This window comes from Nocardioides ferulae, assembly GCF_003660455.1.
Classification (GTDB): Bacteria; Actinomycetota; Actinomycetes; order Propionibacteriales; family Nocardioidaceae; genus Nocardioides; species Nocardioides ferulae.
Genome location: NZ_QZVR01000001.1, coordinates 39,043 through 65,889 on the forward strand (window position 1 = coordinate 39,043; position 26,847 = coordinate 65,889).

Sequence of the window (26,847 nt, forward strand, 5' to 3'; positions counted from 1 at the left end):
GCACTTCCCCAGGCGAATCCGGCTAGGGAAGTGCAGGTTGACCTGCATCCCTTGGTGAACCTGCACCGCCGTGCGCCCCACGAACGCCGGAAGCCGGCGCCGACGTGACGACGTCGGCACCGGCTCCCGGTGATCACGCAGAGTGCGCGGGCTGGTCACACCTCGAACTGGCCGGCCTCCAGGCGCTGCTTGACGTCGCTGAGGAACCGGCCCGCGTCGGCACCGTCGACCAGCCGGTGGTCGTAGGTGAGCGCGAGGTAGACCATGTGCCGCACCGCGATCGTCTCGCCGAGGTTCGGGTCGTCGATGACCACGGGGCGCTTGACGACCGTGCCCGGGCCGAGGATGGCCACCTGCGGCTTGTTGATGATCGGGGTGTCCCAGAGCGCCCCGACGCTGCCGAGGTTGGTGATCGTGAACGTGCCGCCGGAGAGCTCGTCGGGCCCGATCTTGTTGGTCCGGGTGCGCTCGGCGATGTCGGCGATCTTCTTCGCCAGCCCGGCGATGGAGAGGTCGCCGGCGTCCTTGACCACCGGGGTGAGCAGGCCCTTCTCGGTGTCGACCGCGATCGCGAGGTTCTCGCGGTCGAAGTAGGTGATCTCACCGGCCTCGGTGTCGATCACCGCGTTGAGCTTCGGGTGCTCCTTGAGCGCGTCGACCGCCGCCTTGGCGAAGAACGGCAGGTAGGACAGCTTGACCCCCTCACGGGCCAGGAAGTCGGCCTTCGCCGTGTCGCGCAGCCGGGCCACGTTGGTCACGTCGACCTCGACCACCTGGGTGAGCTGGGCGGTGGTCTGCAGCGAGTCGAGCATCCGCTCGGAGATGATCTTGCGCAGTCGGCTGATCTTCTCGGTGGTGCCGCGCAGCTTCGCCGCCGCCTCCGAGGAGGCGGCCGCGGCGGCCGGGGCCGGCGCGGCAGGAGCGGCGGCGGCGGGGGCGGGAGTCTCCTTGGCCTTCGCGGCCTCGAGGACGTCCTGCTTGCGGATGCGTCCGCCGACACCGGTGCCGGTGACCGCCGACAGATCGACGCCGTGCTGGGCGGCGAGCTTGCGCACCAGCGGGGTGACGTAGCCCGGACCGTCACCGGACGGCGCCGCCGTCTGGGCCGGAGCGGGCTGGCTCTGCTGGGCCGGGGCCGGCTGGCTCTGCGGGGCCGCGGCGGGCTCCGACTTCGCCTCTTCCTTCTTCGGCTCCGGCTCGGGCTCCGGCTCCGGCTCGGGCTCGGGCTCCGGCTCCGGCTCGGGCTCGGGCTCCGGCTCCGGCTCGGGCTCGGGCTCCTTCTGGGCCGGGGCTGCGTCACCGGACCCGATGACCGCCAGCTCGGCGCCGACCTCGACGGTCTCGTCCTCGCTGACCTTGATCTCGAGCAGGGTGCCGGTGACCGGTGAGGGGATCTCGGTGTCGACCTTGTCGGTGGAGACCTCCAGCAGCGGCTCGTCGACGGCCACCTCGTCGCCGACCTGCTTGAGCCAGCGGGTGACGGTGCCCTCGGTGACCGACTCACCCAGCGCCGGCAGCACGACCGGGGTGCCCCCGCCGCCACCGCCGCCGGAACCGCCGGCGGCAGGAGCGTCCTGCTTGTCAGCCTCCGGCGTCTCGTCGCCCGGAGGCAGGTCACCGGTCTCCTCGGCGACCTCCTGCTCCTGCTCGGCCTTCTTCTCGGCCTCGCCCTCGTCGGCCGGCTGGGCCTCGGGCTCGGCCTGCTCGTTCCCGCCACCGGAGTCGCCGGCGGACTCGCCCTCGTCGCCGATCACGGCCAGCAGGCCGCCGACCTCGACGGTGTCGTCCTCGTTCGCCTTGATCTCCAGCAGGGTGCCGGCGACCGGTGAGGGGATCTCGGTGTCGACCTTGTCGGTGGAGACCTCCAGCAGCGGTTCGTCGACGGCCACCTGGTCGCCGACCTGCTTGAGCCAGCGGGTGACGGTGCCTTCGGTGACGGACTCGCCGAGTGCCGGGAGGTTGACTTCGGTGGCCATGGAGTTCCTTCGCTCGCTTCGGGTGGACTTCGTCGTCTCGGTGCCAGGTGGTGCGGGGTGGTGCGGGGTGTGTGTCAGGAGTGGGCGTGCAGGGGCTTGCCGGCCAGGGCCAGGTGGGCCTCGCCGAGCGCCTCGTTCTGGGTGGGGTGGGCGTGGAGCAGCGGCGCGACGTCCTCGGCGTGCCCTTCCCAGCCGTAGATCAGCTGGGCCTCGCCCACCAGCTCGCCGACCCGGTCGCCGACCAGGTGCAGGCCGACCACGGGGCCGCGGTCGCGGCGGACCAGCTTCACGAATCCCTGGGTGCGCAGGATCTGGCTCTTGCCGTTGCCGCCCAGGTCGTAGGTCAGCGTGTCGACCGCCTCGGCGCCGTAGCGCTCCACCGCCTGCGCCTCGGTGAGACCCACGGAGGCGACCTCGGGGGAGGAGTAGGTGACGCGGGGGATGCCGTCCTGATCGATCGGACGCGGCTCGAGCCCGGCGATCTCCTCGGCCACGAAGATGCCCTGGGCGAAGCCTCGGTGGGCCAGCTGCGGGCCCGGCACGATGTCACCGACGGCGTAGACGCCCTCGACGCCGGTGCGGCAGCGTTCGTCGGTGAGCACGAACCCGCGGTCCAGGCGCAGGCCCTGCTGCTCGTAGCCGAGGCCGTCGGTGACCGGGCCGCGGCCGACGGCGACCAGCAGCAGCTCGGCCTCGATCACGTCGCCGCCCTCGACGGTGACCGCGACGCCGTCGTCGGTGGTCTTGACGCTCTGGAAGGGCGTGGCGGTGCGCGCGGTGATGCCGCGCTTGCGGAAGGCGCGCTCGAGGGCCTTCGAGGAGGCTTCGTCCTCGGTGGGCACCAGCCGTGGCAGCGCCTCGACGATCGTGACCTCGGCCCCGAAGCTGCGCCAGACGCTGGCGAACTCGCAACCGATCACGCCGCCGCCGAGCACGACGACCGAGGCGGGCACGCGGTCCAGGCGCAGCGCCTGCTCGGAGCTGATCACCCGCTCGCCGTCGATCTCCAGGCCGGGCAGCGTGCGGGGGTAGGAGCCGGTGGCGAGCACCAGGTGGCGGCCGGTGAGCACGTCGCCGCCGTCCACGGTGACCTGGCGAGGGCCGGTGACCCGGCCCGACCCGGCGATCACCTGGATGCCGCGGCTCTTGACCAGCCCGGCGAGGCCCTTGTGCAGCCGGTCGACGACGCCCTGTTGGTAGGCGGTCACACCGGGCATGTCGATGCCGTCGAGCGAGGCACGCACGCCGAACTGGCCGGCCTCACGGGCCGAGTCGGCGACCTCGGCGGCGTGCAGCAGCGCCTTGGTGGGGATGCAGCCGACGTGCAGGCAGGTGCCGCCCAGCTTGTCCTTCTCGACCAGGCCGACCGTGAGCCCCAACTGGGCTGCCCGGAGTGCGCAGGCGTAGCCGCCTGAGCCCGCCCCGAGGACGAGTACGTCGAAGTCGGCGTCGGCCACGCTGGTCCTTCCCTCCGTCGGCCCTGCTCCGCGACCCGGTCAGACCGGGCCGGTCCATCTTTGCACCTCACGCCAGCACCGCCACACCCAGGCCGTGACGGCGGCCACGACCGCGGTACCCGGTCGGCCGCGGTCGCACCGGGTGTCTTTTCGGGCCGTGGCCCGGGTCGTGTGCCTGAGAACGCGCCATGGCGCGTCCGGGGGCACACGACCCAGGGCGACCGGGCACACTGGTGCCATGTCACTGTTCGACCGGTTCCGCCGCGGGCCGAAGATGCGCCGACCCGCGCAGGACGCCGCCCGCACCGGCTCCACCCGTGTGCGGGCCTCCGACAAGGTCGACCAGGAGCACCTCCAGACCTGGGTCGCCGAGCGCCGCGGGGTCGAGGGGTTCGTCGAGCCGCGCACCGCGGTCAGCGACGTGACGCTGCTGCTCGTCGCCCACGACGGCGAGTGGACCCGCCGGCGGGTGCCCTCGATCGGCTGGGCGCACGACTTCTGCAACAAGCACCAGGTGCCGTCGTACGACGCCGCGGTGGTCGGCATCCCGCAGCGGATGCGCGACTTCAACCGGCGCCGCAAGGAGCAGGGGCTGTAGGTCCCATCGGTCACACACGTCACCGTGGGCCAACGAATCCGACGGTTGGCCGATGAACCTTCATGGGCCAACCGTCGGATTCACCGCCTGACCGGTGAATCGACCACCCGGTGCTCTCAGTCCACCAGGCCCCGGGCGAAGTCGACCAGCGTCGCCACCGCGAACCCGGTGCCGCCGGAGGTGACGTGGCCCGAGGGGCCGCCGGAGTTGAACCCGGGGCCGGCGATGTCGAGGTGGGCCCAGGGCAGGCCGGCGGTGAACTCGCGCAGGAACGCCGCCGCGAACAGGCCGCCGCCCCAGCGAATCCAGTCGTGCTGGGCGAGGTCGGCGATCTTGCTGCCGGTGATCCGCTCGCGCATGTGCTCGGGGATCGGCATCGGCCAGTGCTCCTCGCCGGCGACCCGCGAGGCGGCCAGCACCTGCTGGACCACCTCGTCGCTGCCCATCACCCCGGCCACCTTGTCGCCGAGCGCGACCACCATGTGGCCGGTCAGGGTGGCGACGTCGACCACCAGGTCTGGCTTCACCTCGGTGGCGCGGACCAGCGCGTCGGCCAGCACCAGGCGGCCCTCGGCGTCGGTGTTGAGCACCTCGACGGTGGTGCCGCCATAGATCGTGAGCACGTCGCCGGGGCGCAGCGCCGCGCCGGAGAGCATGTTCTCGGCCATCGGGGCGAAGGTGCTGACCTTCAGCGGCAGCCCCAGCTCGGCGATCGCGAAGGTCGCCTGGACGACCGCGGCCGCGCCGGCCATGTCGGACTTCATCTCGCCCATGCTCTGGGCCGGCTTGATGGTGAGACCACCGGAGTCGAAGGTGATGCCCTTGCCGACCAGCGCCAGGTGCTGCTTGGCGCCCCGGGGGGAGTAGCTCAGCTCGACCAGCCGGGGCGGCGCCGCCGAGCCTGCACCGACACCGAGGATGCCGCCGCAGCCGAGGTCGGCGAGCTCCTTCTCGTCCAGCACCCGGATCGAGACCTTGGGAGCGCCGCGGCCCTTGCCGAGCTCCTTGCCGGCGGCCACGACCGCGTCGGCGAACGCCGGAGGGGTCAGGTCGCCGGGAGGGGTGTTCACCCAGTCGCGGGTCGCGGCCACGGCGCGGCTGACGATGCGCGCCTCCTCGAAGGCGGTGGTGGCCTGCTTCTTGCGGGCCAGGGGGCTCAACACCACCACCTCGCCGACGTGCGTCGGGTCGGCCTTGTCCAGCTTGTACGCCGTGAACGTGTAGCCGCCGAGCTCGTGGCCCTCGGTGGCCGCGCGCACCAGCTCGGGCGAGTCGGCCGGCAGTGCCAGCGCCACCGACGCGGCGTTGGTGGCCGCCCGGCTCGCGGCGCCGGCCGCGCGGCGTACCGCAGCGGGGGTGGCCTCCTTGCCGAGCCCGACCAGCACCAGCAGAGGCGAGGAGAGGGTGCCCGCGGTCGGCACCTTCACGACCTCGCCGGGCTTGCCGGTCACGCCCAGCGTCGAGAGCAGCGGCCGCAGCTTGCGGCCGTAGGCCTTGGCGACGTCGTCGCCTCCGGCGGCCAGCTCTGGGCCCTTGTCCGACTGGAGGACGCCGACGACGACGGCGTCGGCCCGGGTCTTCGCGGGGCTGGCGTTGCGCAGGGTGTACGACGTCACCGACGCAGGATAGCCAGCGGGTCCGCTGCGGTAGGTTCGCGGCATGGCCGACCAGCCCGCCCCCGACCAGCTGTTGCGCTCGCCGCTCCACGACCGGCACGCCGCCCTCGGCGCCAAGTTCGCGGAGTTCGGGGGGTGGTCGATGCCGCTTGAGTACCCCACCGGTGTCGTCAAGGAACACACCGCGGTCCGCGAGTCCGTCGGCATCTTCGACGTCAGCCACCTCGGCAAGGCCCTGGTCGCCGGGCCCGGTGCCGCGGCGTACGTCAACGCGACGCTCAGCAACGACCTCGCCCGCATCGGGCCCGGTCAGGCCCAGTACACGCTCTGCTGCGACGACGAGACCGGCGGCATCGTCGACGACCTGATCGCCTACCTGCACGCCGACGACCGGGTGCTGCTGGTGCCGAACGCCGCGAACACGGCCGAGGTGGTACGCCGCCTGGCCGGCGCCGCGCCCGAGGGCGTCACGGTCACCGACCAGCACCGCGACCACGTCGTGCTGGCCGTGCAGGGGCCGCGCAGCGACGAGGTGCTCGAGCGGGCCGGGCTGCCGGTCGGGCACGACTACATGTCGTTCGTCGAGGCGGAGTTCGGCTCGGCCGCCGTGGTGGTCTGCCGCACCGGCTACACCGGCGAGCGCGGCTACGAGGTGGTCGCCCCCACGGCCGTGGCGACCGAGCTCTGGGACGCCCTGGTCGCCGCCGGCGAGCCGGCCGGCACGCTGCCGTGCGGTCTCGGCGCCCGCGACACCCTGCGCACCGAGATGGGCTACCCGCTGCACGGCCAGGACATCTCTCTCGACGTCACGCCCGTCCAGGCCCGCCTCGGCTGGGCGGTGGGCTGGAAGAAGGAGTCGTTCTGGGGGCGGGCGCCGCTGCTCGCCGAGAAGGCGGAGGGCCCGCGGCGCCTGCTCCGCGGCCTGGTCGCGGTGGGCCGGGGCATCCCGCGGCCCGGCATGTCGGTGAGCCTGACCCCCGACGTGCTGCTCGGCGAGGTCACCTCCGGCACGTTCTCCCCGACCCTGCGCAAGGGGGTCGGGCTCGCGCTGCTGCCCGCGTTCGTCGCCGAGGACGCCGAGGTCGGGGTCGACGTGCGCGGCCGGCGTGAGATCTTCCAGGTGACCAAGCCGCCGTTCGTGGACCCGTCGGTGAGAGGGAGCTGAACCCGTGAACCTGCCCGACCCGCCCCCGCTGTTCCGTCCGCCGTCGCCGGCCGAGCGCCCCTGGTGGTGGCGCCTCGAGAACGCCGCCGGCGACGAGGTCCCGGTCGCCGAGGAGTGGTCGGGCGAGCGGTTCGCCAGCCAGGCCGACGCCGAGTCGTGGGTCGGTGAGTTCTGGGCCGAGCTGGCCGAGCAGGGCGTCGACGCGGTGACGCTCTTCGAGCACGACCGACAGGTCTACGGCCCGATGTCGCTGCACGCCTGAGGTCCTAGAGTGCGCAGCATGCGCGCATTCCGGCAGGTCGACGTGTTCTCCACCGAGCCGATGCTCGGCAACCCGGTGGCGGTGGTGCACGACGCGGACGGCCTGAGCAGCGACCAGATGGCCGCGTTCGCGCGGTGGACCAACCTCTCGGAGACCACGTTCCTGCTCCGGCCCACCACGCCGGGCGCCGACTACCGGCTGCGCATCTGGACGCCCGGCGGGGAGCTGCCGTTCGCCGGCCACCCGACCCTCGGCAGCGCGCACGCCTGGCTGGAGGCCGGCGGGGTGCCCGCCGAGGCCGGCGAGGTCGTGCAGGAGTGCGGTGCCGGCCTGGTGCGGGTGCGGCGCACCGGTGAGCGGCTCGCCTTCGCCGCCCCGCCGCTGGTGCGCTCCGGCCCCGTCGACGAGACCGACCTGGCCCGCATCTGCCGGGCGCTGCGGATCGCCGAGTCCGACGTCGTGGACGCCGCCTGGGTCGACAACGGGCCCGGCTGGGTCGCGGTGCTGCTCGACGACGCCGACGCGGTGCTCGACCTGCGCCCCGACCTCGCCGCGTTCGGCGGCCTCGAGATCGGCGCGGTCGGGCCGCACGGCCGCGGCGAGAGCGACGCCGACGTCGAGGTGCGCGCCTTCGTGCCGTCGCTGGGCATCGGCGAGGACCCCGTCACCGGCAGCCTCAACGCCGGCATCGCCCAGTGGCTGGCCGGCGGCCGGCTCCCCACGGCGTACGTCGCCGCGCAGGGGGCCGCGCTCGGCCGCCGCGGCCGGGTGCACGTCGACACCGGCACCGACGGCACGATCTGGGTCGGTGGGGCGACCCTGACCACCATCGTCGGCGACGTCGCACTCTGACCGAGGGTCCCGGCGGTTAGGCTCACCGGCGTGCGCCAGTACCTCGACCTGCTCCAGCGTGTGCTCGCCGACGGCGTCGAGAAGGGCGACCGCACCGGCACCGGCACCCTCTCGGTCTTCGGCCACCAGATGCGCTTCGAGCTCGACCCCGCGCGAGGGGGCGGCTTCCCGCTGGTCACCACCAAGAAGGTGCACACCCGCTCGGTCTTCGGCGAGCTGCTGTGGTTCCTGCGCGGTGACACCAACGTGAAATGGCTCCAGGAGCGCGGCATCACGATCTGGGACGAGTGGGCCGACGCCGACGGTGACCTCGGCCCCGTCTACGGCGCCCAGTGGCGCTCCTGGCCGACCCCCGACGGCGGCCACGTCGACCAGCTCGCCCGGGTCGTCGACCAGATCCGCAGCGACCCCGACTCGCGCCGCCACATCGTCTCGGCCTGGAACGTCGCCGACATCCCGCGGATGGCGCTGGCGCCCTGCCACGCGCTGTTCCAGTTCTACGTCGCGCCGCCCGCCGAGCCCGGTGGCCGCGGCCGGCTGTCGTGCCAGCTCTACCAGCGCTCGGGCGACGTGTTCCTCGGCGTGCCGTTCAACATCGCCTCCTACGCGCTGCTCACCCACATGGTCGCGCAGGTCGCCGACCTCGAGGTCGGCGAGTTCGTGCACACGCTCGGTGACGCGCACCTCTACCTCAACCATCTCGACCAGGCCCGGCTGCAGCTGACCCGCGACCCGCGCCCGCTGCCCACGCTGCGGCTCGACCCGGCGGTCACCGAGCTCGACGCGTTCGAGCTCGAGCACATCGACCTCGACGGCTACGACCCGCACCCCGGCATCAAGGCGCCGATCGCGGTATGACCGCCCCGGCGTCGACTCCATGACCACGCCCGCCGGCCGCCGCGTCGTGCTGGTCGCCGCGGTGGCGCGCAACGGCGTCATCGGCGACGGGCCCGACATCCCGTGGCGGGTCCCGGGGGAGCAGCGGGAGTTCAAGGAGCTCACCCTCGGGCACGTGCTCGTGATGGGCCGCACCACCTTCGAGTCCATCGGCCGGCCGCTGCCCGGGCGGGCCACGGTCGTGCTCACCCGCGACGCCGCCTGGCGTGCCGACGGGGTGCTGGTGGCCCACGACGTCGACGAGGCGATGCTGCTCGCCGACCGGGCCGCCGACGGGCTGCCCGGCCAGGACGGCGAGGTCGCGGTGATGGTCGCCGGCGGCGCCCAGGTCTACGCCGCGCTGTTCGACACCGCCGACGAGCAGGTGCTCAGCCTGGTCGACCTCGAGCCGGACGGCGACGTGCACTACCCGGCGTACGACCCGGTCGACTGGGCCGAGGTCCGTCGCGAACCCCGCGCGGGCTACGACCGGGTCTGGCTGCGCCGGGCCTGACCGGCCGCCGCCGCGCGCCCGACCGCCTGGCAGGCTTGCCCCATGGAGCTGCGAGTGTTCACCGAGCCCCAGCAGGGGGCCACCTACGACGACCTGCTGCGCGTGGCGCAGACCGCCGAGGAGCTGGGCTACGGGGCGTTCTTCCGCTCCGATCACTACCTGGCGATGAACGTGCCCGGACAGCCCGGCCCCACCGACGCGTGGCTGACCCTGGCCGGCCTGGCCCGCGAGACCAGCACGATCCGGCTCGGCACGCTGATGACCAGCGCCACCTTCCGCTTCCCCGGCCCGCTGGCGATCTCGGTCGCCCAGGTCGACCAGATGAGCGGGGGCCGGGTCGAGCTCGGCCTGGGGGCCGGCTGGTTCGCGCAGGAGCACACGGCGTACGGCATCCCGTTCCCATCGACCAAGGAGCGCTTCGACCGGTTCGAGGAGCAGCTCGCGATCGTCACCGGCCTGTGGCGCACCGCCGAGGGCGGCACCTTCGAGTTCGAGGGGGAGCACTACCAGGTCGCCGACTCCCCGGCGCTGCCGAAGCCGGTGCAGCAGCCCGGCCCGCCCCTGCTGATCGGCGGTCTCGGCAAGCGCCGCACCCCTGCGCTCGCCGCGCGGTTCGCCGACGAGTTCAACCTGCCGTTCGTCGACGAGGAGACCACCCGCGGCCAGTTCGCCCGGGTCCGCGCCGCGTGTGAGGAGATCGGCCGTGACCCGGCCACGATGACCTGGTCCAACGCGCTGGTGCTGTGCGTCGGCAGCGACGAGGCCGAGCTCGACCGCCGCGCCGCAGCCATCGGGCGCGACAAGGCCGAGCTGCGCGAGAACGGGCTGGCCGGCACTCCCGCGGAGGTCGTCGACAAGCTCGCCCGGTACGCCGAGCTGGGCGCGCAGCGCGCCTACCTGCAGGTGCTGGACCTCACCGACCTCGACCACCTGCGACTGGTCGCCGCGGAGGTGCTGCCGCAGGTGCGCGATCTCTGAGCCCGCCCCGGAGGGCTACCGGCAGCCGATGACCCCCAGGTCGTCGGCGACCCGGTGCGCCCAGGCGTCGATCGCGTTCCAGTCGCGGAAGTCGCCCTGGGGCAGCCGGTCGCGGCCGCCGGCGCGCAGCCAGCGGACCCGGTCGGGCACGGAGAGCTGGGAGACCTGCAGCGCGCCGGCGAAGCGGCGGAAGTCGAGCGCGCCGAGCGTCTCGGCGACGCGCGCCAGCTCGGGGGCCTCGCCCCACTGCTGCGAGGGGTCGGCGTCGGCGGCACCGAGCGGGCCGGAGGCGAAGAGCCAGACCGGCCGGTCCACCAGCGCCTGGTGGTGGCGCTCGACGAACGCGACGGCGTCGGGCAGCCAGGCGTCGCGATAGGTGGCGGCGCCGACCACGACGGAGTCGTAGGGGGTGAGGTCGTCGACCTCCTGCACCCGGCGCACCCGCACGTCCTGGCCGATCGGTTCGAGGTTGACGCTGAGCACCGCTCCGATGCGGCCTGCGATCTGTCGAGTGGCGCCGTAACGGCTGGCGTAGGCCACGAGCACGGTCATCCGGACCCCCTTCGGCCCCACCCTGCCCTGCCCGGCGGCCAAGTCGCAGGGACGAAGGGCCCGACTCGGAGTACCTTCGGCCCCCGGCCCGACTCACGGGGTCGTGTACCCCACAACGCGCCATGGCGCGTCCTGGGGCACACGACCCGGCCGCCCGCGGACGGCGTGCCGGTTCGGACCCCGGCCCGCGAGCGATAACCTGGGGCCCATGACGTCTTCGCCCGCCGCGCCGTTCGGCCACGTCCTGACGGCGATGGCGACCGCCTTCCACGACGACGGCTCGCTCGACCTCGACGGCACCGCCCGGGTCGCCCGCCACCTGGTCGAGCACGGGCACGACGGGGTCGTGGTCTCCGGCACCACCGGCGAGTCACCGACGACCACGCCCGACGAGGACGGCGAGATCCTCGCCGCGGTCCGCGAGGCGGTCGGCGCCGACGTCACCGTGGTCGCGGGCGTCGGCACCAACGACACCCGCACCTCCCTGGTGCTCGCCCAGCAGGCCCGCAAGCACGGCGCCGACGGGGTGCTGCTGGTCACGCCCTACTACAGCAAGCCCGCGCAGCGCGGCATCCTCGAGCACTTCCGCCAGGTCACCGACGCCGCGGAGCTGCCGGTGATGCTCTACGACATCCCCGGCCGCACCGGCAGCCAGATCTCGATGGAGAGCTACCGCGAGATGGCCGGCTGGGAGAGCGTCGTCGCGATCAAGGACGCCGTCGGCGACTTCGCGCGCGGAGTCCGGCTGCAGCAGCTCGGGTTCGCGATCTACTCCGGCGACGACGCCGCCAACCTCGGGTGGCTGGCCCACGGCGCGGCCGGGTTCGTCTCCGTGTGCGGCCACGCCATGGGCGACCAGCTGCGGGCGCTGCACGACACCTACCGCGCCGACCCGGCCGGCGCCCTCGAGATCTTCTCGCGGATGCTCCCCGCGATCGACGCCATGATGGGCGTCCCCAACTACGGAGCGACCACCGCCAAGGCAGCGCTCGAGCTGCTCGGCGTCCTCGACAACCGGTTCGTCCGCTCGCCGCTGGCGCCGCTGGACGACGACGAGGTCGCCGCGCTGCGCGCCGGGCTCGTCGCGGCCGGGCTACTGACGTAAAGGAACCCACTTGAGCCATCCCCACCCCGAACTCACCGCTCCGGCCGAGCTGGCGAAGGGAGGTCTGCGGATCACCCCGTTCGGGGGACTGGGCGAGGTCGGCCGCAACATGACCGCCTTCGAGTACGACGGCCGGTTGCTGATCGTCGACTGTGGCGTGCTCTTCCCCGAGGACCACCACCCCGGCGTCGACCTGATCCTGCCCGACTGGTCCTCGATCCGCGACCGTCTCGACGACGTCGAGGCGCTCGTGCTCACCCACGGGCACGAGGACCACATCGGCGCGACCCCCTACCTGCTGCGCGAGCGCGGCGACATCCCGCTGGTCGGCTCCGAGCTCACCTTGGCGCTGCTCGGCTCGAAGCTGCGCGAGCACCGGCTCCGCGAGACCGTGCACCACAAGGTGAAGGAGGGCGACCGGGTCACCTTCGGCCCGTTCGACCTGGAGTTCGTCGCGGTCAACCACTCGATCCCCGACGCGCTGGCGGTGGCGATCCGCACCGGCGCCGGGATGGTGCTGCACACCGGCGACTTCAAGATGGACCAGCTGCCGCTGGACGGCCGGATCACCGACCTGCGCTCGTTCGCGCGGCTGGGCGAAGAGGGCGTCGACCTCTTCCTGGTCGACTCCACCAACGCCGAGACGCCGGGGTTCACGCCGTCGGAGAAGAAGATCACCCCGGTCATCGACCAGGTCTTCCGGGAGTCCAACCAGCGGGTGATCGTGGCCTGCTTCGCCTCTCACGTGCACCGGGTCCAGCAGGTGCTCGACGCGGCGTACGCCCACGAGCGGCAGGTCGCCTACGTCGGCCGCTCGATGGTGCGCAACATGGGCATCGCCCAGGACCTCGGCTACCTCAAGGTGCCGCCGGGGGTGATGGTCGACGCCAAGCAGCTCGCCGACCTGCCGCCGGAGCGCCAGGTGCTGATCTCGACCGGTTCGCAGGGCGAGCCGATGAGCGCCCTGAGCCGGATCGCGCAGCGCAACCACAACTTCGTGCACATCGAGGAGGGCGACACCGTCCTCATGGCCTCCAGCCTGATCCCCGGCAACGAGAACGCCGTCTACCGGGTGATCAACGGCCTGGCCCGCTGGGGCGCCAGGGTGGTGCACAAGGGCAACGCGATGGTGCACGTCAGCGGCCACGCCAGCGCCGGTGAGCTGCTCTATTGCTACAACATCGTCAAGCCGCGCAACGTGCTGCCGGTGCACGGCGAGATGCGGCACATGCTGGCCAATGCCGAGCTGGCGCGCGCCACCGGCGTCGAGAACGTCGTGATCGCCGAGGACGGCGTGGTCGTCGACCTGGTCGACGGGGTGGCGAAGGTGGCCGGCAAGGTCGACTGCGGCTACGTCTTCGTCGACGGATCCTCGGTGGGCGACATCACCGAGTCCGACCTCAAGGACCGCCGGATCCTGGGCGAGGAGGGGTTCATCTCGGTGATCGTGGTGATCGACTCGGTCAGCGGCAAGGTCGCGTCCGGTCCCGAGATCCACGCCCGCGGCAACGTGCTCGGCGACGAGGAGTTCGAGGCGATCAAGCAGCCGATCGTCGACGCCCTGGACCGCGCGATCGCCGAGGGCAACACCGACTCCTACCAGCTCCAGCAGACCGTACGCCGGGTGGTCGGCCGCTGGGTGAGCAACACCCACCGGCTGCGGCCGATGATCATTCCGGTGGTGCTCGAGGCCTGAGAGTCGTGTCGAGACGCCGGTGGCCGGCCCGACCGGCCCCCGGGCGTAGCCTCGGCGCGTGCCGGTGCTCTCCCCGCGTGCTCGCGGCCGCGCTCCCCGCCGGCCGCTGCGCCACCCCGCACAAGTGGTGGTTGCGGCCTTCGCGGCGGCCGTGCTGCTCGGCACCGTCCTCCTGATGCTGCCCGTCGCCCGCACCGGAGAGGGCGGCGCCCCGTTCGTGTCGCGCTGTTCACCTCCACCAGCGCCGTGTGCGTCACGGGGCTCGCGGTCGTCGACACGCCCAGCTACTGGTCGACGTTCGGCGAGGGCGTGATCCTGGCCCTGATCCAGGTGGGTGGTTTCGGCATCATGACGCTCGCCTCGCTGTTGGGGTTGCTGGTCTGGCACCGGCTCGGCCTGCGCTCGCGAATCACCGCCGCCGCGGAGACCAAGGCCACCGGCCTCGGCGAGGTGCGCACCGTGGTCAAGGGCGTGGTGCTGATCAGCTTGCTCTTCGAACTGCTCACAGCGGTCGCGCTCATCCTGCGCTTCGCCCTCGGCTACGACGAGCCCTGGGGCCGCGCGGCGTACCTCGGCGGCTTCCACGCGGTCTCGGCGTTCAACAACGCGGGTTTCGCGCTCTGGTCGGACAGCCTGACGCGATTCGCCACCGACCCCTGGATCTGCCTGCCGATCGCGTTCGCGGTGATCGCCGGCGGCCTCGGCTTCCCCGTCTGGCTTGAGCTGCGACGACACCTTCGCGAGCCGCGACGGTGGAGCCTGCACACCAAGATGACGCTGACGGTGAGCGCGGCGCTGCTGGTGCTCGGCACGGTCTTCGTGACCGCCAACGAGTGGACCAACCCCGGCACGCTCGGCTCGCTCGACGCCCCGGGGCGGCTGCTCGCCGGGTTCTTCCAGGCGGTGATGCCGCGCACGGCAGGCTTCAACAGCGTCGACTATGGGCAGATGCGCGAGGGCACCCTGCTGGGCACCGAGATGCTGATGTTCATCGGCGGTGGCTCGGCCGGCACCGCCGGCGGCATCAAGGTGACGACCTTCTTCCTGTTGTTGTTCGTGATCTGGGCCGAGGTGCGAGGTGAGCGGGACGTCGAGGTCTTCTCGCGCCGGATCGGCGACCGTGCGGTCCGGCAGGCCCTGACCGTGGCACTGCTCGCCCTCGGAGCCGTGGTCTCCTCGACCTGGCTGATGCTGGAGATCACCCACTTCGCCACCGAACAGGTGCTCTTCGAGGTGGTCTCGGACTTTGCGACCGTCGGGCTGTCGACCGGCATCACCGCCGCCCTGCCCACCAGCGGCCAGCTCGTGCTCGTGGTCCTCATGTTCCTGGGCCGGCTCGGCCCGATCACTCTGGTCTCCGCCCTCGCACTCCGCGAGCGCGGCAGGCTGCACCGCCTCCCGGAAGGACGGCCGATCATTGGCTAGCAAGCTCACCAACGGTGTCGTCGTGCGCGGCCTGGGGCGGTTCGGCCGCTCGCTCGCGCTGGAGCTCGCCGCGGACGGCGTCGAGGTGCTCGGCGTGGACGCCGACCCCCGGATCGTGCAGTCCCTGGCCGGGCGCCTCACCCACGTCGTCGAGGCCGACACCACCGACGAGGAAGCGATGCGGCAGCTCTCGGTCGGCGAGTTCGACGTCGCCGTGGTCGGTGTCGGCAATGACCTGGAGTCGAGCATCCTGTCGGCGTCGGTCGCGCTGTCGCTCGGCGTGCGCACGGTGTGGGCGAAGGCGATCAGTGCGGCCCACGCCCGGATCCTGGGGCAGATCGGCGTGCACCATGTGGTGCGTCCCGAGCACGACATGGGTCGCCGCGTCGCCCACCTGGTGCGGGGCGGCATGATCGAGTACATCGAGTTCGACCAGGGCTATGCCTTCGCCAAGACCACCGCACCGCAGGCGCTGTACGGCCGTAGCCTCGGTGGCTACGGGGTGCGCGAGGAGTACGGCGTCACGGTGGTCGGCGTCAAGCCGGTCGGCGGGGAGTTCACTTACGCCACGGCCCAGACCGTCCTCCGCGCCGGAGACGAGATCATCGTGGCGGGTGCCACCGCACAGGTGGAGGCGTTTGCCAGCACGTCCCCGCCGGGCGAACGTCCTCGGCGTCGGAACTCCCGGGACTGACCGCCCGCGGCCGCGTCAGGTCGCGAGCAGCACGCCCGCGGCGATCAGTCCCTGCCCGACGTGGTAGGTCACCATCACCACCAGGTGGCCGTGGCGCACCGGCCGGGCGAACCGGTCCACGGCGAGCACGGCGTCGCTGACCACGAAGACGGTGGCTCCGAGAGCGACCAGCCAGATGCCGGTCAGCCACGCGAGCACCAGCATCGCCCCGACCACCAGGGAGTACGCCGCGACCGGCACCGCGAGCGCCCACCCCTCCTCGCGGTGCGTCGAAGGGAGCACGTCGCGGATGGCGTAGGCGACGGCCAGCAGCACCGGCGCCGCCAGCCAGGCCCACCGGGGGGCGGGCAGGCCGAGCGCGGCGAAGCAGGCCAGGTAGGCCAGGTGACCGACCAGGAAGGCCGCCAGGCCGGCCCGGAACCGGGGCAGCGAGTCGGAGAGGAGCGCGACGTCGCCGGCCAGCCCGAAGGCGAGCGCGACCAGCAGCCAGCGGCCGGCGCTGGTGTCGGCTCCGCCCAGCAGGGCCACGGTCAGCAGTAGCGCGAGCAGGGTGGCGGGCTTGGCCCACCGCTCGAGCTCGCGGTGGCCGCGGGCCACGGCCCACCAGTCCACGACCGCGGGCACGGCACAGGCGGTCAACGCGATCTCGGCGGGCACCGGGGCAGCATGCCAGTGCCCGGCACCGGGACGACGAGAGGCCCGTCGGACGGTGTCCGACGGGCCTCTCCAGGTGCTGCTCGTGCTACGAGATCGCTGCGCTCAGCCGTTCTCGCGGCCCGCGACCGCCGCGCGGCCCTTGCCGGCCTTGCAGACGACCACCTTCACGTCGTCGACGTACCAGCCGTCGATGCCGCCGCAACCGTCACGGCCCATCTCGAAGCGCACCCGCACCTTGTCGCCGGCGTTCACGCCGACCTTCTTGAGGTTGACGATCGAGGTGCCCCAGGAGCCGGTGACCACGCCGCCGTCGGTGCCGGTGAAGCCGGGCTCGCCGGCCAACGGGTTGGTGTTGCCCTCGGCGGCCGAGGCGATCTGCCCGGGCTCGTTGAACTCGTAGGCGCCGGCGGGGACGACCTTCCACTTGCCCTTGTTCACCTTCACCATGACCGTGCCGCCGTCGTAGCCGGCCTCGGTGGCGACGTAGTGGCGGAACTCCAGGAACCGGCCGACGCCGCCGGGCACCTTCACCCGGGGACTGATCAGCCCGTTGGAGCTGGAGATGTCGTTCGGGCCGGTCGAGCAGTCGCCGGCGTCCGGGGCCGGGGCGTAGGCGACCTTGCTGCCGGTGGCCGGGGCCTGGGCGGTGGCCCGCCACGGGAAGCTGCGGCCGCCGTCGTAGACGACGGTGCTGCTCCGCTTCCAGCCCTTGAGCCCCTTGCCGAAGCCCTCCTTGAAGACCGTGCGAGTGCGGGTGCCCTTGCCACAGGCGCCCGGGGCGCCCTTGGCCAGGAGCGGCTCGAAGTCGCACTGCTCAGGCGCCCGGCGCAGCTCGACCGCCGCGGTCATCGCCGACACCGCCGCGCAGTCCTCGCCGGAGATGACCTCGTCGGAGGGACGCTGGTCACTGGTCGCGACCGACAGCTCGTTGATCGCCTGACCGGTCAGCTCGGCGCAGGACGCGGCCAAACCGTCGGCCAGGTCGGTGAAGTCCGAGGTCGGGGTCAGGTAGTTGGCCTGGGTGCGCCAGAAGAGGTGCGCGGCCTTGGTCAGCCCGATGCCGGGCACGCTCTGACCGTTGTAGTCGCCGCCGTCGACCAGCAGGGAGTAGGCGTGGTTCGGCACGCCGGAGTTGCTGTGCACCCCGCCCTGGTCGTCGGTGCTGCACTTGTACTCGGCGTCGGAGACCTTGCCGGGGTCGCCGTAGCAGGTCGGGTTCCACATGTCGCGGATCGCGCCGCCGAACGCCCGGTCGTTCTCGCCCGAGAGCCAACGGTGGGAGTCGACCTTCTCGTCCTCGTCGATGTCCTTGACCGTCACGTTGAGCGTGCCGGCCTCACGGAACTTCGCGGCGTCGGAGGTGCTGACCATCACGCCGTAGATGTCGGCCGTGCCGCTGATCGAGAACGGCTCGGGCGCCTCGGGGTCGTTGTTGCCGATCACGATGCCGGTGGCGCCGGCCTCCTCGGCGTTCTCGGCCTTGCTGGCGAACGTGCACACGCCACGGTCGACGTAGGCCCACTTGCCGGCGATGTCGGCGGCGTTGGTGAAGTCGTCACAGCCGTTGGTGTCGGTGTCGCCCTCGCCGGAGGCGTCCTTGGCGACCACCACGTCGGCGGTGACGCCCTCCTTGGTGAACGTCGGGCCGAACGACGCCGGGGCGGCCTCGCAGGGGCCGGCGACCGACTCGGGGGAGTTGATCGTCAGGCCCACGTGGCCGCGGGTGTACTGCGAGCAGAGACCGACCGGTCGCGGCGCCTGGTTGTTCTCGGAGTTCTCGTCCTGGCGGCCATTGAGCATGTCGACCGTCTCGCCCCAGATGTCGGAGAACGACTCGTTCATGGCGCCGGGCTGCCACTGGTAGATCAGGCCCGAGGTGTACTCGGTGTAGGCGTGCGCCCACTCGTGCGCGACCGTGTCGTCGGAGGTGACGTCGGTGCAGTAGTTGGTGGTCTGCCCGTTCCAGTTCGCGTTCGGGCAGGAGATGCGCGGGTCGTTGTTGACCGTGCGCATCGGGGCGCCCTGGGCGTCGTAGGAGTCGCGGCCGAAGGAGTTGAAGAAGAACCAGTAGGACTCGCCGGTGCCCTCTACCAGACGCTGCTGGTCCTCGTCGAGGTCACCGGGGAACGCGTCGCGCTCCTCCCAGATCAGGTCGAGGAAGACCGAGTCGTCGGCCGGGTCGTCGGGGGTGCCGCCGTTGTTCACCGTGGCCTCGTAGACCTCACGCTCGAGGTCGTGGGCGATCATCGAGTAGCGGTTGACCGGCTTGCCGGAGTTGGCGTCGAGGAAGACCATCTCGCGCACGTTCGCGTCGTTGGACACCTCGACCTGGTAGGCGAGCACCGCCTTGCCGGGCTCGCCGCGGGTCACGCCGTGGCGGTAGACGACCAGCTGGGCGTCCTTGGCCTCGATGCCGGAGACGTCGGCCTCGCCCTCGGCCCCGGGCCGGTCGGCCCGGACCAGGCTGACCGCGCGCTCCCCGGCCTCACCCTCGCTCAGCCGAGGCGAGACGCTGAGGTCGAGGGCGGGGGCGGCATAGCCGTTGACGGCCGTGAGGTCGCCCTGCCTGTCCACGTGGGCGCGCAGCTCGGCCCCGAAGACGGGCACGCCCTGGTAGTCCTGGGCGAAGCTCACGGTCCAGCCGTACTGGTCCGCGCGGACGCCGGTCTGCCGCAGCTGGGCGGCAGAGGCCCCGAACGCCGCGGCGTACTTGTCGAGGTAGGCGTCGGCCTTCTCGGCGGCGCCCTGAGCGGAGGCGCCCCCCTCCGAGGGCATCAGGTCGCCGCCGCGCCCGGCGCGGACGAATCCGACCTTGCCGGTGGCTCGCTCCTTGGTGACGGCGACGCCGCCCTTGGCCTCGCCGCGCATCTGCTGCACCAGCGACTCGCCCGGTGTCGGCGCTGCCGGCGCCGCCTGCGCGGACATCCCGGGGACGGCTGCGAGCCCAGCCCCGAGAAGCGCCAGGCTGGTCAGCCCGGTCTTCAGATTTCTCACGAGTGGTAGCCCTTCATGTCGTGACCGGCCCGCCTCCGAGTGGAGAGCCGAGGTTGGCACCCTAGGGACCTCGGCCGGAGTGGGTCCAGGGTGGCGGGACAAATCGCTGCGAGATCGTGCTGTGGCCGCAACGTTTCCCACCCGCAGGGGTGGGGTGGGCGGCTCCGGAGCGACACGCACCACTGTGGTCACTGTGACTGGTGTGACGGTGGCCTAGGTTGGTCACCATGGCGACCCGTACGTCTTCCCCGCCGGGGTCGCGGAGCAAGAGCACGTCCTCGACCCGGTCTGGAAGCAGCACCGGCAAGAGCGGCTCGAGCACCCGATCCCGGAGTGCAGGCACCAGCCGCAGCACGGCCACGCGCCGTCCCGCGGCCGGCTCGACGCGCTCACGCAGCACGAGCAAGACCAGCAAGAGCAAGGCGAGGCCGGCGCCGCGCGCGGTGCGCAACGGTCCCGGCCCCATCGCTCGGCTGTTCACCGCGATCGCCCGCGGCATCGCCGCGGTCTGGCTGGGGATCGCCCACGGCCTCGGCGCCGTCGCCAGGAGCATCGGGCGCACCGCCCGCGACCTGGAGCCCGAGCACCGACGTGACGGCGCCGGGCTCCTGCTCTTCGCCCTGGCGGTGGTGACCGCTGCCGCGGTCTGGTTCCAGGTGCCGGGCGCCGTGCTCGAGACGACCCGCACCGCCGTGGCCGGCTCGGTCGGCAAGGTCGGCTGGCTGGTGCCGCTGGCGCTGGTCTACGTCGGGTGGCGCACCATGCGCGACCCCATCCGCAACGGCCCGGCCGGGCGCCAGGTCATCGGCTGGACCGCGCTCTCCTTCGGCCTGCTCGGCCTGGTCCACATCGCCAACGGCAGCCCGCAGCCGGTCGCCGGCGACGCCAGCGAGCTGCAGGGCGCCGGGGGAGCCGTGGGCTTCGTGGTCTCCTCGCTGCTGCTCGACCTGCTGCGCTCGGCGTACGTCGTGGTGCCGCTGCTGGTGCTGCTCGGGGCCTTCGGGGTGCTGGTGATCACCGCGACCCCGGTCTACCAGGTGCCGGCCCGGCTCGCCGAGCTGCGCGACCACCTGCTCGGCCGGCACCACGAGAGCGAGGCCGACGCGGGAGCCGACGGTGCCGAGGCGCGAGGGTCGAAGTCCAAGCGGCGCCGCTCCACCGACGCCGCGGACCCCGACGATCTGCTGCCGAGCGGCGACCCCGCCTACGACACGCCGGTGCTGGAGGACCGCGAGGTCCGCAAGCGGCGCAAGCGGGAGGCCGACGCGCTCGACGTGGCCCTCGGACTCGAGGACCAGGCCGGTGCGGCCGACGCCGGCATCGACATCTTCGACCCGGCCGCGGCCGTGGTCGACATCCCCGTCCCGGCCGACCCCGCGGGCCAGGCCGCCGACCCGGACGCCAAGGTCGAGCTCGAGCCCCCGCCGCACTCGCCGCTGCCGCCGCGCGTGGAGCAGCTGGCGCTGGCCGGCGACGTCACCTACCACCTGCCCGGCGGCGAGGTGCTCAAGCCGGGCTCACCGCACAAGCCGCGCTCCAAGGCCAGCGACGCCGTCGTCGAGCGGCTCACCCAGGTGATGGAGGAGTTCGGGATCGACGCCCAGGTCACCGGCTACACCCGGGGCCCCACCGTGACCCGCTACGAGGTTGAGCTCGGTCCGGCCGTGAAGGTCGAGAAGGTCACCGCGCTGAGCAAGAACATCGCCTATGCGGTGGCCTCGGCCGACGTGCGGATCCTCAGCCCGATCCCCGGCAAGTCCGCGATCGGCATCGAGATCCCGAACATCGACAAGGAGATCGTCTCCCTCGGCGACGTGCTGCGCTCCAACACCGCGCGCTCGGACCACCACCCGATGGTCACCGGCCTCGGCAAGGACGTCGAGGGCGGCTACGTCGTGGCCAACCTGGCGAAGATGCCGCACCTGCTGGTCGCGGGCGCCACCGGCTCCGGCAAGTCCAGCTTCATCAACTCGATGATCACCTCGATCCTGATGCGTTCCACGCCCGACGAGGTGCGGATGATCATGGTCGACCCCAAGCGGGTCGAGCTGAACGCCTACGAGGGTGTGCCCCACCTGATCACCCCGATCATCACCAACCCGAAGAAGGCAGCCGAGGCGCTGGCCTGGGTGGTTCGCGAGATGGATTTGCGCTACGACGACCTGGCCAACTTCGGGTTCCGCCACGTCGACGACTTCAACAAGGCGGTGCGGGCGGGCAAGGTCGAGCTGCCGCCGGGCAGCGAGCGCGAGCTCTCGCCGTACCCCTACCTGCTGGTGATCGTCGACGAGCTGGCCGACCTGATGATGGTCGCCCCCCGCGACGTCGAGGACGCCGTCGTCCGGATCACCCAGCTGGCCCGGGCCGCCGGCATCCACCTCGTGCTGGCGACCCAGCGTCCCTCGGTCGACGTCGTCACCGGCCTGATCAAGGCCAACGTGCCCTCGCGGCTGGCGTTCGCGACCTCGTCGCTGGCCGACAGCCGGGTCATCCTCGACCAGCCCGGAGCCGAGAAGCTGGTCGGCCAGGGTGACGGGCTCTTCCTGCCGATGGGCGCCTCGAAGCCGATCCGGGTGCAGGGGTCGTGGGTCACCGAGGCCGAGATCCACCAGGTCGTCAAGCACTGCAAGTCCCAGCTGCAGCCCTCCTACCGCGAGGACGTCACCGCCCCCGCGCAGAGCAAGCGAGAGCTGGACGACGACATCGGCGACGACCTCGACCTGGTGATCCAGGCGGTCGAGCTGGTGGTGTCGACCCAGTTCGGCTCCACCTCGATGCTGCAACGCAAGCTCCGGGTCGGCTTCGCCAAGGCCGGCCGGCTGATGGACATCCTCGAGAGCCGTGGCGTGGTCGGGCCGAGCGAAGGCTCCAAGGCCCGCGACGTGCTCGTCAAGCCCGACGAGATCGACGGCGTGATCGCGACCCTCCAGGGGGAGATGTGAACCACCCACAGCCCACCGACCTCCGAGCCGACCGAGCGCGCAACCGGGACGGTGAACCCGACCAGCGCGACACGCTCGACGCGCCGGCACACGACGAACCGGTGGTCGTCGCGGCCCCGGACGCCCTCGAAGTACGCCGCAACGCACCGCTCGCCGCGGCCGTCGGGGTCGCCGCCGCTGCGGTGGCGATCGCCTACCTGGGTCGCGCCTCCGCCACCGGTGGGGTGCTCGACTGGGCGCTGTGCGGGGGGCTCGCCGCGTTGGCGGTCGTGCACCTGCTCGGCTTCCTCGACTCCCGCGCGCCACTGCTGGTGGCCGACGCGCACGGCGTCCGGATCCGGCTCGGCCGCACCTGGCAGGGCGTCCCGTGGGCCGACGTCGAGAGCGTCGAGGTGTCCAGGCGGCGCGGCCTGATCCGAGACGGCGCGCTGAGGATCCACCCGCACGCCGAGGAAGCGCTCATCGCGGGCCTCGACGCCGCCGGCCGCCGGCGCGCAGCCTGGGCCCGCCGGCTGCGCGGTGCCTCGCTGTCGGTCCCGCTCTCGGTCTCGACCCGCGTGGTGGCCGCCGAGCGTGACCTGGTCGTGGCGCTGGACCGGCTGGTCGCCGCGGGCGCTCACCCGGTCGACGTGGTCGACCTCGACGCTGAGCGGGACGTGGTCGACCTGACGGCGCAGCACACCGAACTCGACACGGAGCCGCAGCTCGACGGTGAGCTCGGGCACCGGGAGGACCCTGCGGTCGTTGGCGAGACCGGTCCTCACGAGCAGACCGAGGCAGCCGTGGAGACCCCGACCAGCAGGCGCCGGCTGCCCGACCTCCGGCCCGGGTTGGCCCGCGGCATCGGCGCGCTGGCCGCGCGCCTCCCGCGACGCACCCTCGACGCGCCGCTGAGTGAGACGGCCACCTCGGTCGGGGAGCCCGAGGAGCCCTCGACGACGCCGGAGCCGAGCCGTGAGCCGGTGTCCGCGAGCCGCTCCGAGCTGCTGCTCGACGACCCCGATGCGACCGAGGTCCACGACGCCGTCGACCTGCGCGGGGACGGCCGGGAGCTGCGCCGGCCCGGGCATGTCAGCCTGGTCGAGGACACCGTCGTGTGGAGCGACCGCGTTCCCCGGCTCGGCGGCCTCGACGCCGGCGAGGGCCGGGTGCTCATCGACGACCTCGCCGACCGGGCCGCTGCCGAGCCGGCTGCCGATCCGGTGATCGGCCCGCAGCTGGCGGCCGCGCGCGGCCGGCTGGGCCTCAGCGTCGACCAGCTCGCCGAGCGCACCCGGATCCGCCCCCACGTCATCGAGTCGCTCGAGGTCGACGACTTCGTGCCGTGCGGCGGCGACTTCTACGCCCGCGGCCACCTGCGCACGCTCGCGCGGGTGCTCGGGCTCGACGCCGGCCCGCTGCTCGCGGCGTACGACGAGCGGTACGCCGACGCCGAGATCAGCCCGCGCCGGGTCTTCGAGGCCGAGCTGGCCGGCGGTCCGCACGGACCGATCCGCGGCACCCGAGGTGGGCCCAACTGGTCGGTGCTGGTCGCGGCGGTGATGGCACTGGTGCTGGTGTGGTCGGTCGCCCGGCTGCTCACCGACGGGCCGATCGCGGTCGACGACACCCCCGCACTCAACGGATCGCCCGGGCTGGGCCTCAGCGGCAGCGGCCAGAAGCTGGCCGAACCGGTCCCGGTGGTGCTCACCGCGGCAGGCGGCGGAGCCCACGTGGTGGTGCGCGACGGCGGCGGTCGGGTGGTCTTCACCGGTGACGTGGCGTTCGGCGACTCCCGCGAGCTCGAGGTCTCGCCTCCGGTCCGGGTGCAGTCGTCCGACGGGTCCCTAGAGGTGAGCGTGGCCGGCGGCGAACCCGACACCCTCGGCTCCATCGGCGAGCCCGCCCAGAACACCTTCCTGGCGCCCTGATCCCGGCGCTGCGGTGACCGCCGTCCGGCGTGACGGCGGTCACCGCACCCGCATGGCCGAACCCCACGAATCAGGCACCCGGCCGTCCAGACGGCATACTCGACCGCGATCATGACGACCACCTCCGCATCTCCCAGCCCCCAGGCCGACCCGTCCACTCCGCACGACCCCGGCGCCCCGCTGTCGGTGGCGTTCGTGACGCTCGGGTGCGCTCGCAACGAGGTCGACTCCGAGGAGCTCGCCGGCCGCCTGGAGGCCGAGGGCTTCCGGCTGGTCGACGACCCCGAGGACGCCGAGACGGTCGTGGTGAACACCTGCGGTTTCGTGGAGGCCGCGAAGAAGGACTCGGTCGACATGCTGCTGGAGGCGTCGCAGCTCAAGGACGGCTCCGCCGCCCCCGGCGGCCGGGCACGCGCGGTGGTGGCCGTCGGCTGCCTCGCCGAGCGCTACGGCGCCGAGCTGGCCGACTCGTTGCCCGAGGCCGATGCGGTGCTCGGGTTCGACGACTACCCGCAGATCGCTGCGCGGCTGCGCGCGGTGGTCGCGGGGGAGACCCACCAGGCGCACACACCGCAGGACCGGCGCAAGCTGCTGCCGATCAGCCCGGTCGAGCGCGGCGCCGTCACGCAGGCGCTCTCGATGCCCGGCCACGGCGCCGACGCGGCGTCGGTCGGCAGTGGTGGTCCGGCGACGGGGCCGCGCACGGTGCGGCGGCGCCTCGACGGCGGCCCGATGGCGCCACTGAAGCTGGCCAGCGGCTGCGACCGGCGCTGCTCGTTCTGCGCGATCCCGCGGTTCCGTGGGTCGTTCGTGAGTCGGCGCCCCTCGGACGTGCTGGCCGAGGCCCGGTGGCTCGGCGAGCACGGCGCCAAGGAGCTGTTCCTGGTGAGCGAGAACTCCACCTCCTACGGCAAAGACCTCGGCGATCTGCGGCTCCTCGAGACGCTGCTGCCTGAGCTCGCGGCGGTCGACGGCGTCGAGCGGGTGCGGGTCTCCTACCTGCAGCCCGCCGAGACCCGCCCCGGGCTGGTCGAGGCGATCGCCACCACGCCCGGCGTCGCGGCGTACTTCGACCTCTCCTTCCAGCACGCGAGTGCGGCCGTGCTCCGCAGGATGCGCCGATTCGGCGACCCCGACTCGTTCCTGGGCCTCCTCGACCAGGTGCGGGCCCAGGCTCCGGCGGCCGGGGTGCGGGCGAACGTGATCGTCGGCTTCCCCGGCGAGACCGAAGAGGATCTGCAGACGCTGTGCGACTTCCTGGTCGCCGCGCGGCTCGACGTCACCGGGGTCTTCGGCTACTCCGACGAGGACGGCACCGAGGCCGAGACCTTCGACGGCAAGCTGGACGACGACGAGGTTCGCGCCCGCACCGAGCACGTGTCGAGCCTGGTCGAGGAGCTGACCGCGCAGCGGGCCGAGGAGCGCATCGGCGAGACCGTCGAGGTGCTGGTCGAGTCGGTGGTCGACGGTGTGGTCGAGGGGCGGGCCGCGCACCAGGGTCCGGAGGTCGACGGCACCACCACCCTCACCGCCGACGACGGCCCCGACGGCTCCGACCGGCTTGCGTGGGTGCGGGTCGGCGACCTCGTGAGCGCGACCGTCGTCGGCACCGACGGCGCGGACCTGCTGGCCCGGACGGCGGCCGCGACGGTCCCGGGGGGAGAGCTGCGATGACCGGCCCCGAGGCACGCCCGAGCAACTTCAACCTGCCCAACGTGCTCACGTCGCTGCGCATCGCGATGGTCCCGTTCTTCGGCTGGGCGCTGCTGGTCGACGGCGGCGACTCGGTGCTGTGGCGCACCGTCGCCTGCGGCCTGTTCGTCGTCGCGATGGTCACCGACAAGATCGACGGCGACATCGCCCGGGCCCGCAACCTGGTCACCGACTTCGGCAAGATCGCCGACCCGATCGCCGACAAGGCGATCACCGGCATGGCGCTGATCGGGCTCTCGATCGTCGGCGACGTCTGGTGGTGGGTGACGATCGTGGTGCTGATCCGCGAGTGGAGCGTCACGGTGCTGCGGCTCTCGATCCTCAAGCGCGCGGTCATCGCCGCCGCCGATCTGGGCAAGCTCAAGACCAGCTTCCAGGCCCTCGCGCTGGGCTTCCTGGCCCTGCCGCTGCGCGACGCCGACCTGCCCGACTCGCTCGAGACCGCCGGCGAGGTCGTCTTCTACGCCGCGCAGGCCTGCCTCGCGGTCGCCGTCGCGCTGACCCTCTGGTCAGGGTTCGAGTTCTTCCGCGGCGTGTGGCGCCAGCGGCACCACCTGCGCGAGCCTGCGTCCGGCGTCTGACCGGCGACCCGCCAACGTCGATTCCTGCCGAGACGGAGCAGCCGGTTTCGGCAGATGCCGCCCCTGCGCGTTGGCCTCTCGGGACGCTGACCTGTGTGGTCGGGGAACGGAGAACTTCTGTTACGTCACGTTCACCCGAAACGATGGATTCGGTCCCCACAGTCCGGCATATGGTGAGGCACGGTCCGGCTGGACCGCTTGTTGACCGGAAGGCTTCCTGGTGCAAGTCGCAGATCCTGAAACGCGCGTCTTCGGACGCGCGTTTCGTCGTCTTCGGCCGATCT

Annotated in this window: 21 protein-coding genes; 15 read left to right on the forward strand and 6 right to left on the reverse strand. The window is 72.6% G+C overall.

Annotated features, from left to right (window positions below; genetic code table 11):
* Positions 1–155: 155 nt before the first annotated feature.
* Together sucB and lpdA are read right to left on the reverse strand one after the other, a co-directional pair.
* The gene (sucB, locus tag D6B71_RS00200) at positions 156–1,976 is read right to left on the reverse strand and encodes a 2-oxoglutarate dehydrogenase, E2 component, dihydrolipoamide succinyltransferase (RefSeq protein WP_121250862.1); all 1,821 of its coding nucleotides are present in this window, start codon (positions 1,974–1,976) and stop codon (positions 156–158) included.
* Positions 1,977–2,050: 74 nt separating this feature from the next.
* Positions 2,051–3,433, reverse strand: a complete 1,383-nt coding sequence (gene lpdA, locus D6B71_RS00205; RefSeq protein ID WP_121250864.1) for a dihydrolipoyl dehydrogenase — start codon at positions 3,431–3,433, stop codon at positions 2,051–2,053.
* 238 nt (positions 3,434–3,671) lie between these two features.
* Between lpdA and D6B71_RS00210 the strand changes: the two genes are divergently transcribed.
* Positions 3,672–4,031 carry a hypothetical protein gene (locus D6B71_RS00210; RefSeq protein WP_121250866.1) on the forward strand — a complete coding sequence of 120 codons (360 nt, stop codon included), beginning with the start codon at positions 3,672–3,674 and terminating at the stop codon, positions 4,029–4,031.
* Positions 4,032–4,147: 116 nt separating this feature from the next.
* On the opposite strand, the gene D6B71_RS00215 is transcribed toward D6B71_RS00210, so the two are convergent.
* Positions 4,148–5,647: a leucyl aminopeptidase gene (locus tag D6B71_RS00215; RefSeq protein ID WP_121250868.1), complete on the reverse strand. Its 1,500-nt coding sequence runs from the start codon at positions 5,645–5,647 to the stop codon at positions 4,148–4,150.
* 43 nt (positions 5,648–5,690) lie between these two features.
* Here D6B71_RS00215 and gcvT point away from each other — a divergent pair, with 43 nt between their 5' ends.
* From gcvT to D6B71_RS00245, 6 genes are read left to right on the forward strand one after another with little or no spacing between them, the layout of a single operon-like run.
* A complete protein-coding gene (gcvT, locus tag D6B71_RS00220; protein ID WP_121250870.1) occupies positions 5,691–6,812 on the forward strand; it encodes a glycine cleavage system aminomethyltransferase GcvT in 1,122 nt (373 codons plus the stop codon).
* A gap of 4 nt (positions 6,813–6,816) precedes the next feature.
* Complete coding sequence (locus tag D6B71_RS00225) at positions 6,817–7,074, forward strand: hypothetical protein (protein WP_121250872.1); 258 nt, start codon at positions 6,817–6,819, stop codon at positions 7,072–7,074.
* Between the two features lie 18 nt (positions 7,075–7,092).
* A complete protein-coding gene (locus D6B71_RS00230) occupies positions 7,093–7,926 on the forward strand; it encodes a PhzF family phenazine biosynthesis protein (RefSeq protein ID WP_121251803.1) in 834 nt (277 codons plus the stop codon).
* A gap of 30 nt (positions 7,927–7,956) precedes the next feature.
* A complete protein-coding gene (locus D6B71_RS00235) occupies positions 7,957–8,784 on the forward strand; it encodes a thymidylate synthase (protein WP_121250874.1) in 828 nt (275 codons plus the stop codon).
* Between the two features lie 19 nt (positions 8,785–8,803).
* Positions 8,804–9,316 (forward strand): dihydrofolate reductase, encoded by a 513-nt coding sequence (locus D6B71_RS00240; RefSeq protein ID WP_121250876.1) that lies wholly within the window; start codon positions 8,804–8,806, stop codon positions 9,314–9,316.
* A 42-nt stretch (positions 9,317–9,358) separates the two neighbouring features.
* Positions 9,359–10,294: an LLM class F420-dependent oxidoreductase gene (locus D6B71_RS00245; RefSeq protein ID WP_121250878.1), complete on the forward strand. Its 936-nt coding sequence runs from the start codon at positions 9,359–9,361 to the stop codon at positions 10,292–10,294.
* A 15-nt stretch (positions 10,295–10,309) separates the two neighbouring features.
* Here D6B71_RS00245 and D6B71_RS00250 read toward each other — a convergent pair whose 3' ends face one another.
* Complete coding sequence (locus tag D6B71_RS00250) at positions 10,310–10,846, reverse strand: flavodoxin domain-containing protein (protein WP_121250880.1); 537 nt, start codon at positions 10,844–10,846, stop codon at positions 10,310–10,312.
* Positions 10,847–11,054: 208 nt separating this feature from the next.
* Here D6B71_RS00250 and dapA point away from each other — a divergent pair, with 208 nt between their 5' ends.
* From dapA to D6B71_RS00270, 4 genes are all read left to right on the forward strand, one after another.
* Positions 11,055–11,951 carry a 4-hydroxy-tetrahydrodipicolinate synthase gene (gene dapA / locus D6B71_RS00255; protein WP_121250882.1) on the forward strand — a complete coding sequence of 299 codons (897 nt, stop codon included), beginning with the start codon at positions 11,055–11,057 and terminating at the stop codon, positions 11,949–11,951.
* Positions 11,952–11,961: 10 nt separating this feature from the next.
* On the forward strand, positions 11,962–13,647 hold the full coding sequence (locus tag D6B71_RS00260) for a ribonuclease J (RefSeq protein WP_121250884.1): 1,686 nt from the start codon (positions 11,962–11,964) through the stop codon (positions 13,645–13,647).
* 246 nt (positions 13,648–13,893) lie between these two features.
* Positions 13,894–15,072, forward strand: coding sequence for a TrkH family potassium uptake protein (locus D6B71_RS00265; protein WP_240640902.1), 1,179 nt, complete (start codon positions 13,894–13,896; stop codon positions 15,070–15,072).
* Complete coding sequence (locus D6B71_RS00270) at positions 15,065–15,766, forward strand: potassium channel family protein (RefSeq protein ID WP_121250886.1); 702 nt, start codon at positions 15,065–15,067, stop codon at positions 15,764–15,766. The genes D6B71_RS00265 and D6B71_RS00270 overlap by 8 nt, the downstream gene beginning before the upstream one ends.
* A gap of 15 nt (positions 15,767–15,781) precedes the next feature.
* Here the strand turns inward: D6B71_RS00270 and D6B71_RS00275 are convergent, their stop codons facing one another.
* On the reverse strand, positions 15,782–16,423 hold the full coding sequence (locus D6B71_RS00275; RefSeq protein ID WP_121250888.1) for a lysoplasmalogenase: 642 nt from the start codon (positions 16,421–16,423) through the stop codon (positions 15,782–15,784).
* A 102-nt stretch (positions 16,424–16,525) separates the two neighbouring features.
* Positions 16,526–19,417, reverse strand: a complete 2,892-nt coding sequence (locus tag D6B71_RS23685; protein WP_126688165.1) for a M4 family metallopeptidase — start codon at positions 19,415–19,417, stop codon at positions 16,526–16,528.
* Between the two features lie 227 nt (positions 19,418–19,644).
* On the opposite strand from D6B71_RS23685, the gene D6B71_RS00285 reads away from it, so the two are divergent.
* The 4 genes from D6B71_RS00285 (at position 19,645) to pgsA (ending at position 26,563) form a co-directional block, all read left to right on the forward strand.
* Positions 19,645–22,359, forward strand: coding sequence for a DNA translocase FtsK (locus tag D6B71_RS00285; protein ID WP_206051486.1), 2,715 nt, complete (start codon positions 19,645–19,647; stop codon positions 22,357–22,359).
* Positions 22,356–24,269 (forward strand): helix-turn-helix domain-containing protein, encoded by a 1,914-nt coding sequence (locus tag D6B71_RS00290; protein WP_121250892.1) that lies wholly within the window; start codon positions 22,356–22,358, stop codon positions 24,267–24,269. Before D6B71_RS00285 ends, D6B71_RS00290 begins: the two co-directional genes overlap by 4 nt.
* Positions 24,270–24,449: 180 nt before the next feature.
* A complete protein-coding gene (locus D6B71_RS00295; protein WP_206051522.1) occupies positions 24,450–25,943 on the forward strand; it encodes a MiaB/RimO family radical SAM methylthiotransferase in 1,494 nt (497 codons plus the stop codon).
* The gene (gene pgsA, locus D6B71_RS00300; protein ID WP_121250896.1) at positions 25,940–26,563 is read left to right on the forward strand and encodes a CDP-diacylglycerol--glycerol-3-phosphate 3-phosphatidyltransferase; all 624 of its coding nucleotides are present in this window, start codon (positions 25,940–25,942) and stop codon (positions 26,561–26,563) included. The genes D6B71_RS00295 and pgsA overlap by 4 nt, the downstream gene beginning before the upstream one ends.
* The last annotated feature ends 284 nt before the right edge of the window (positions 26,564–26,847 follow it).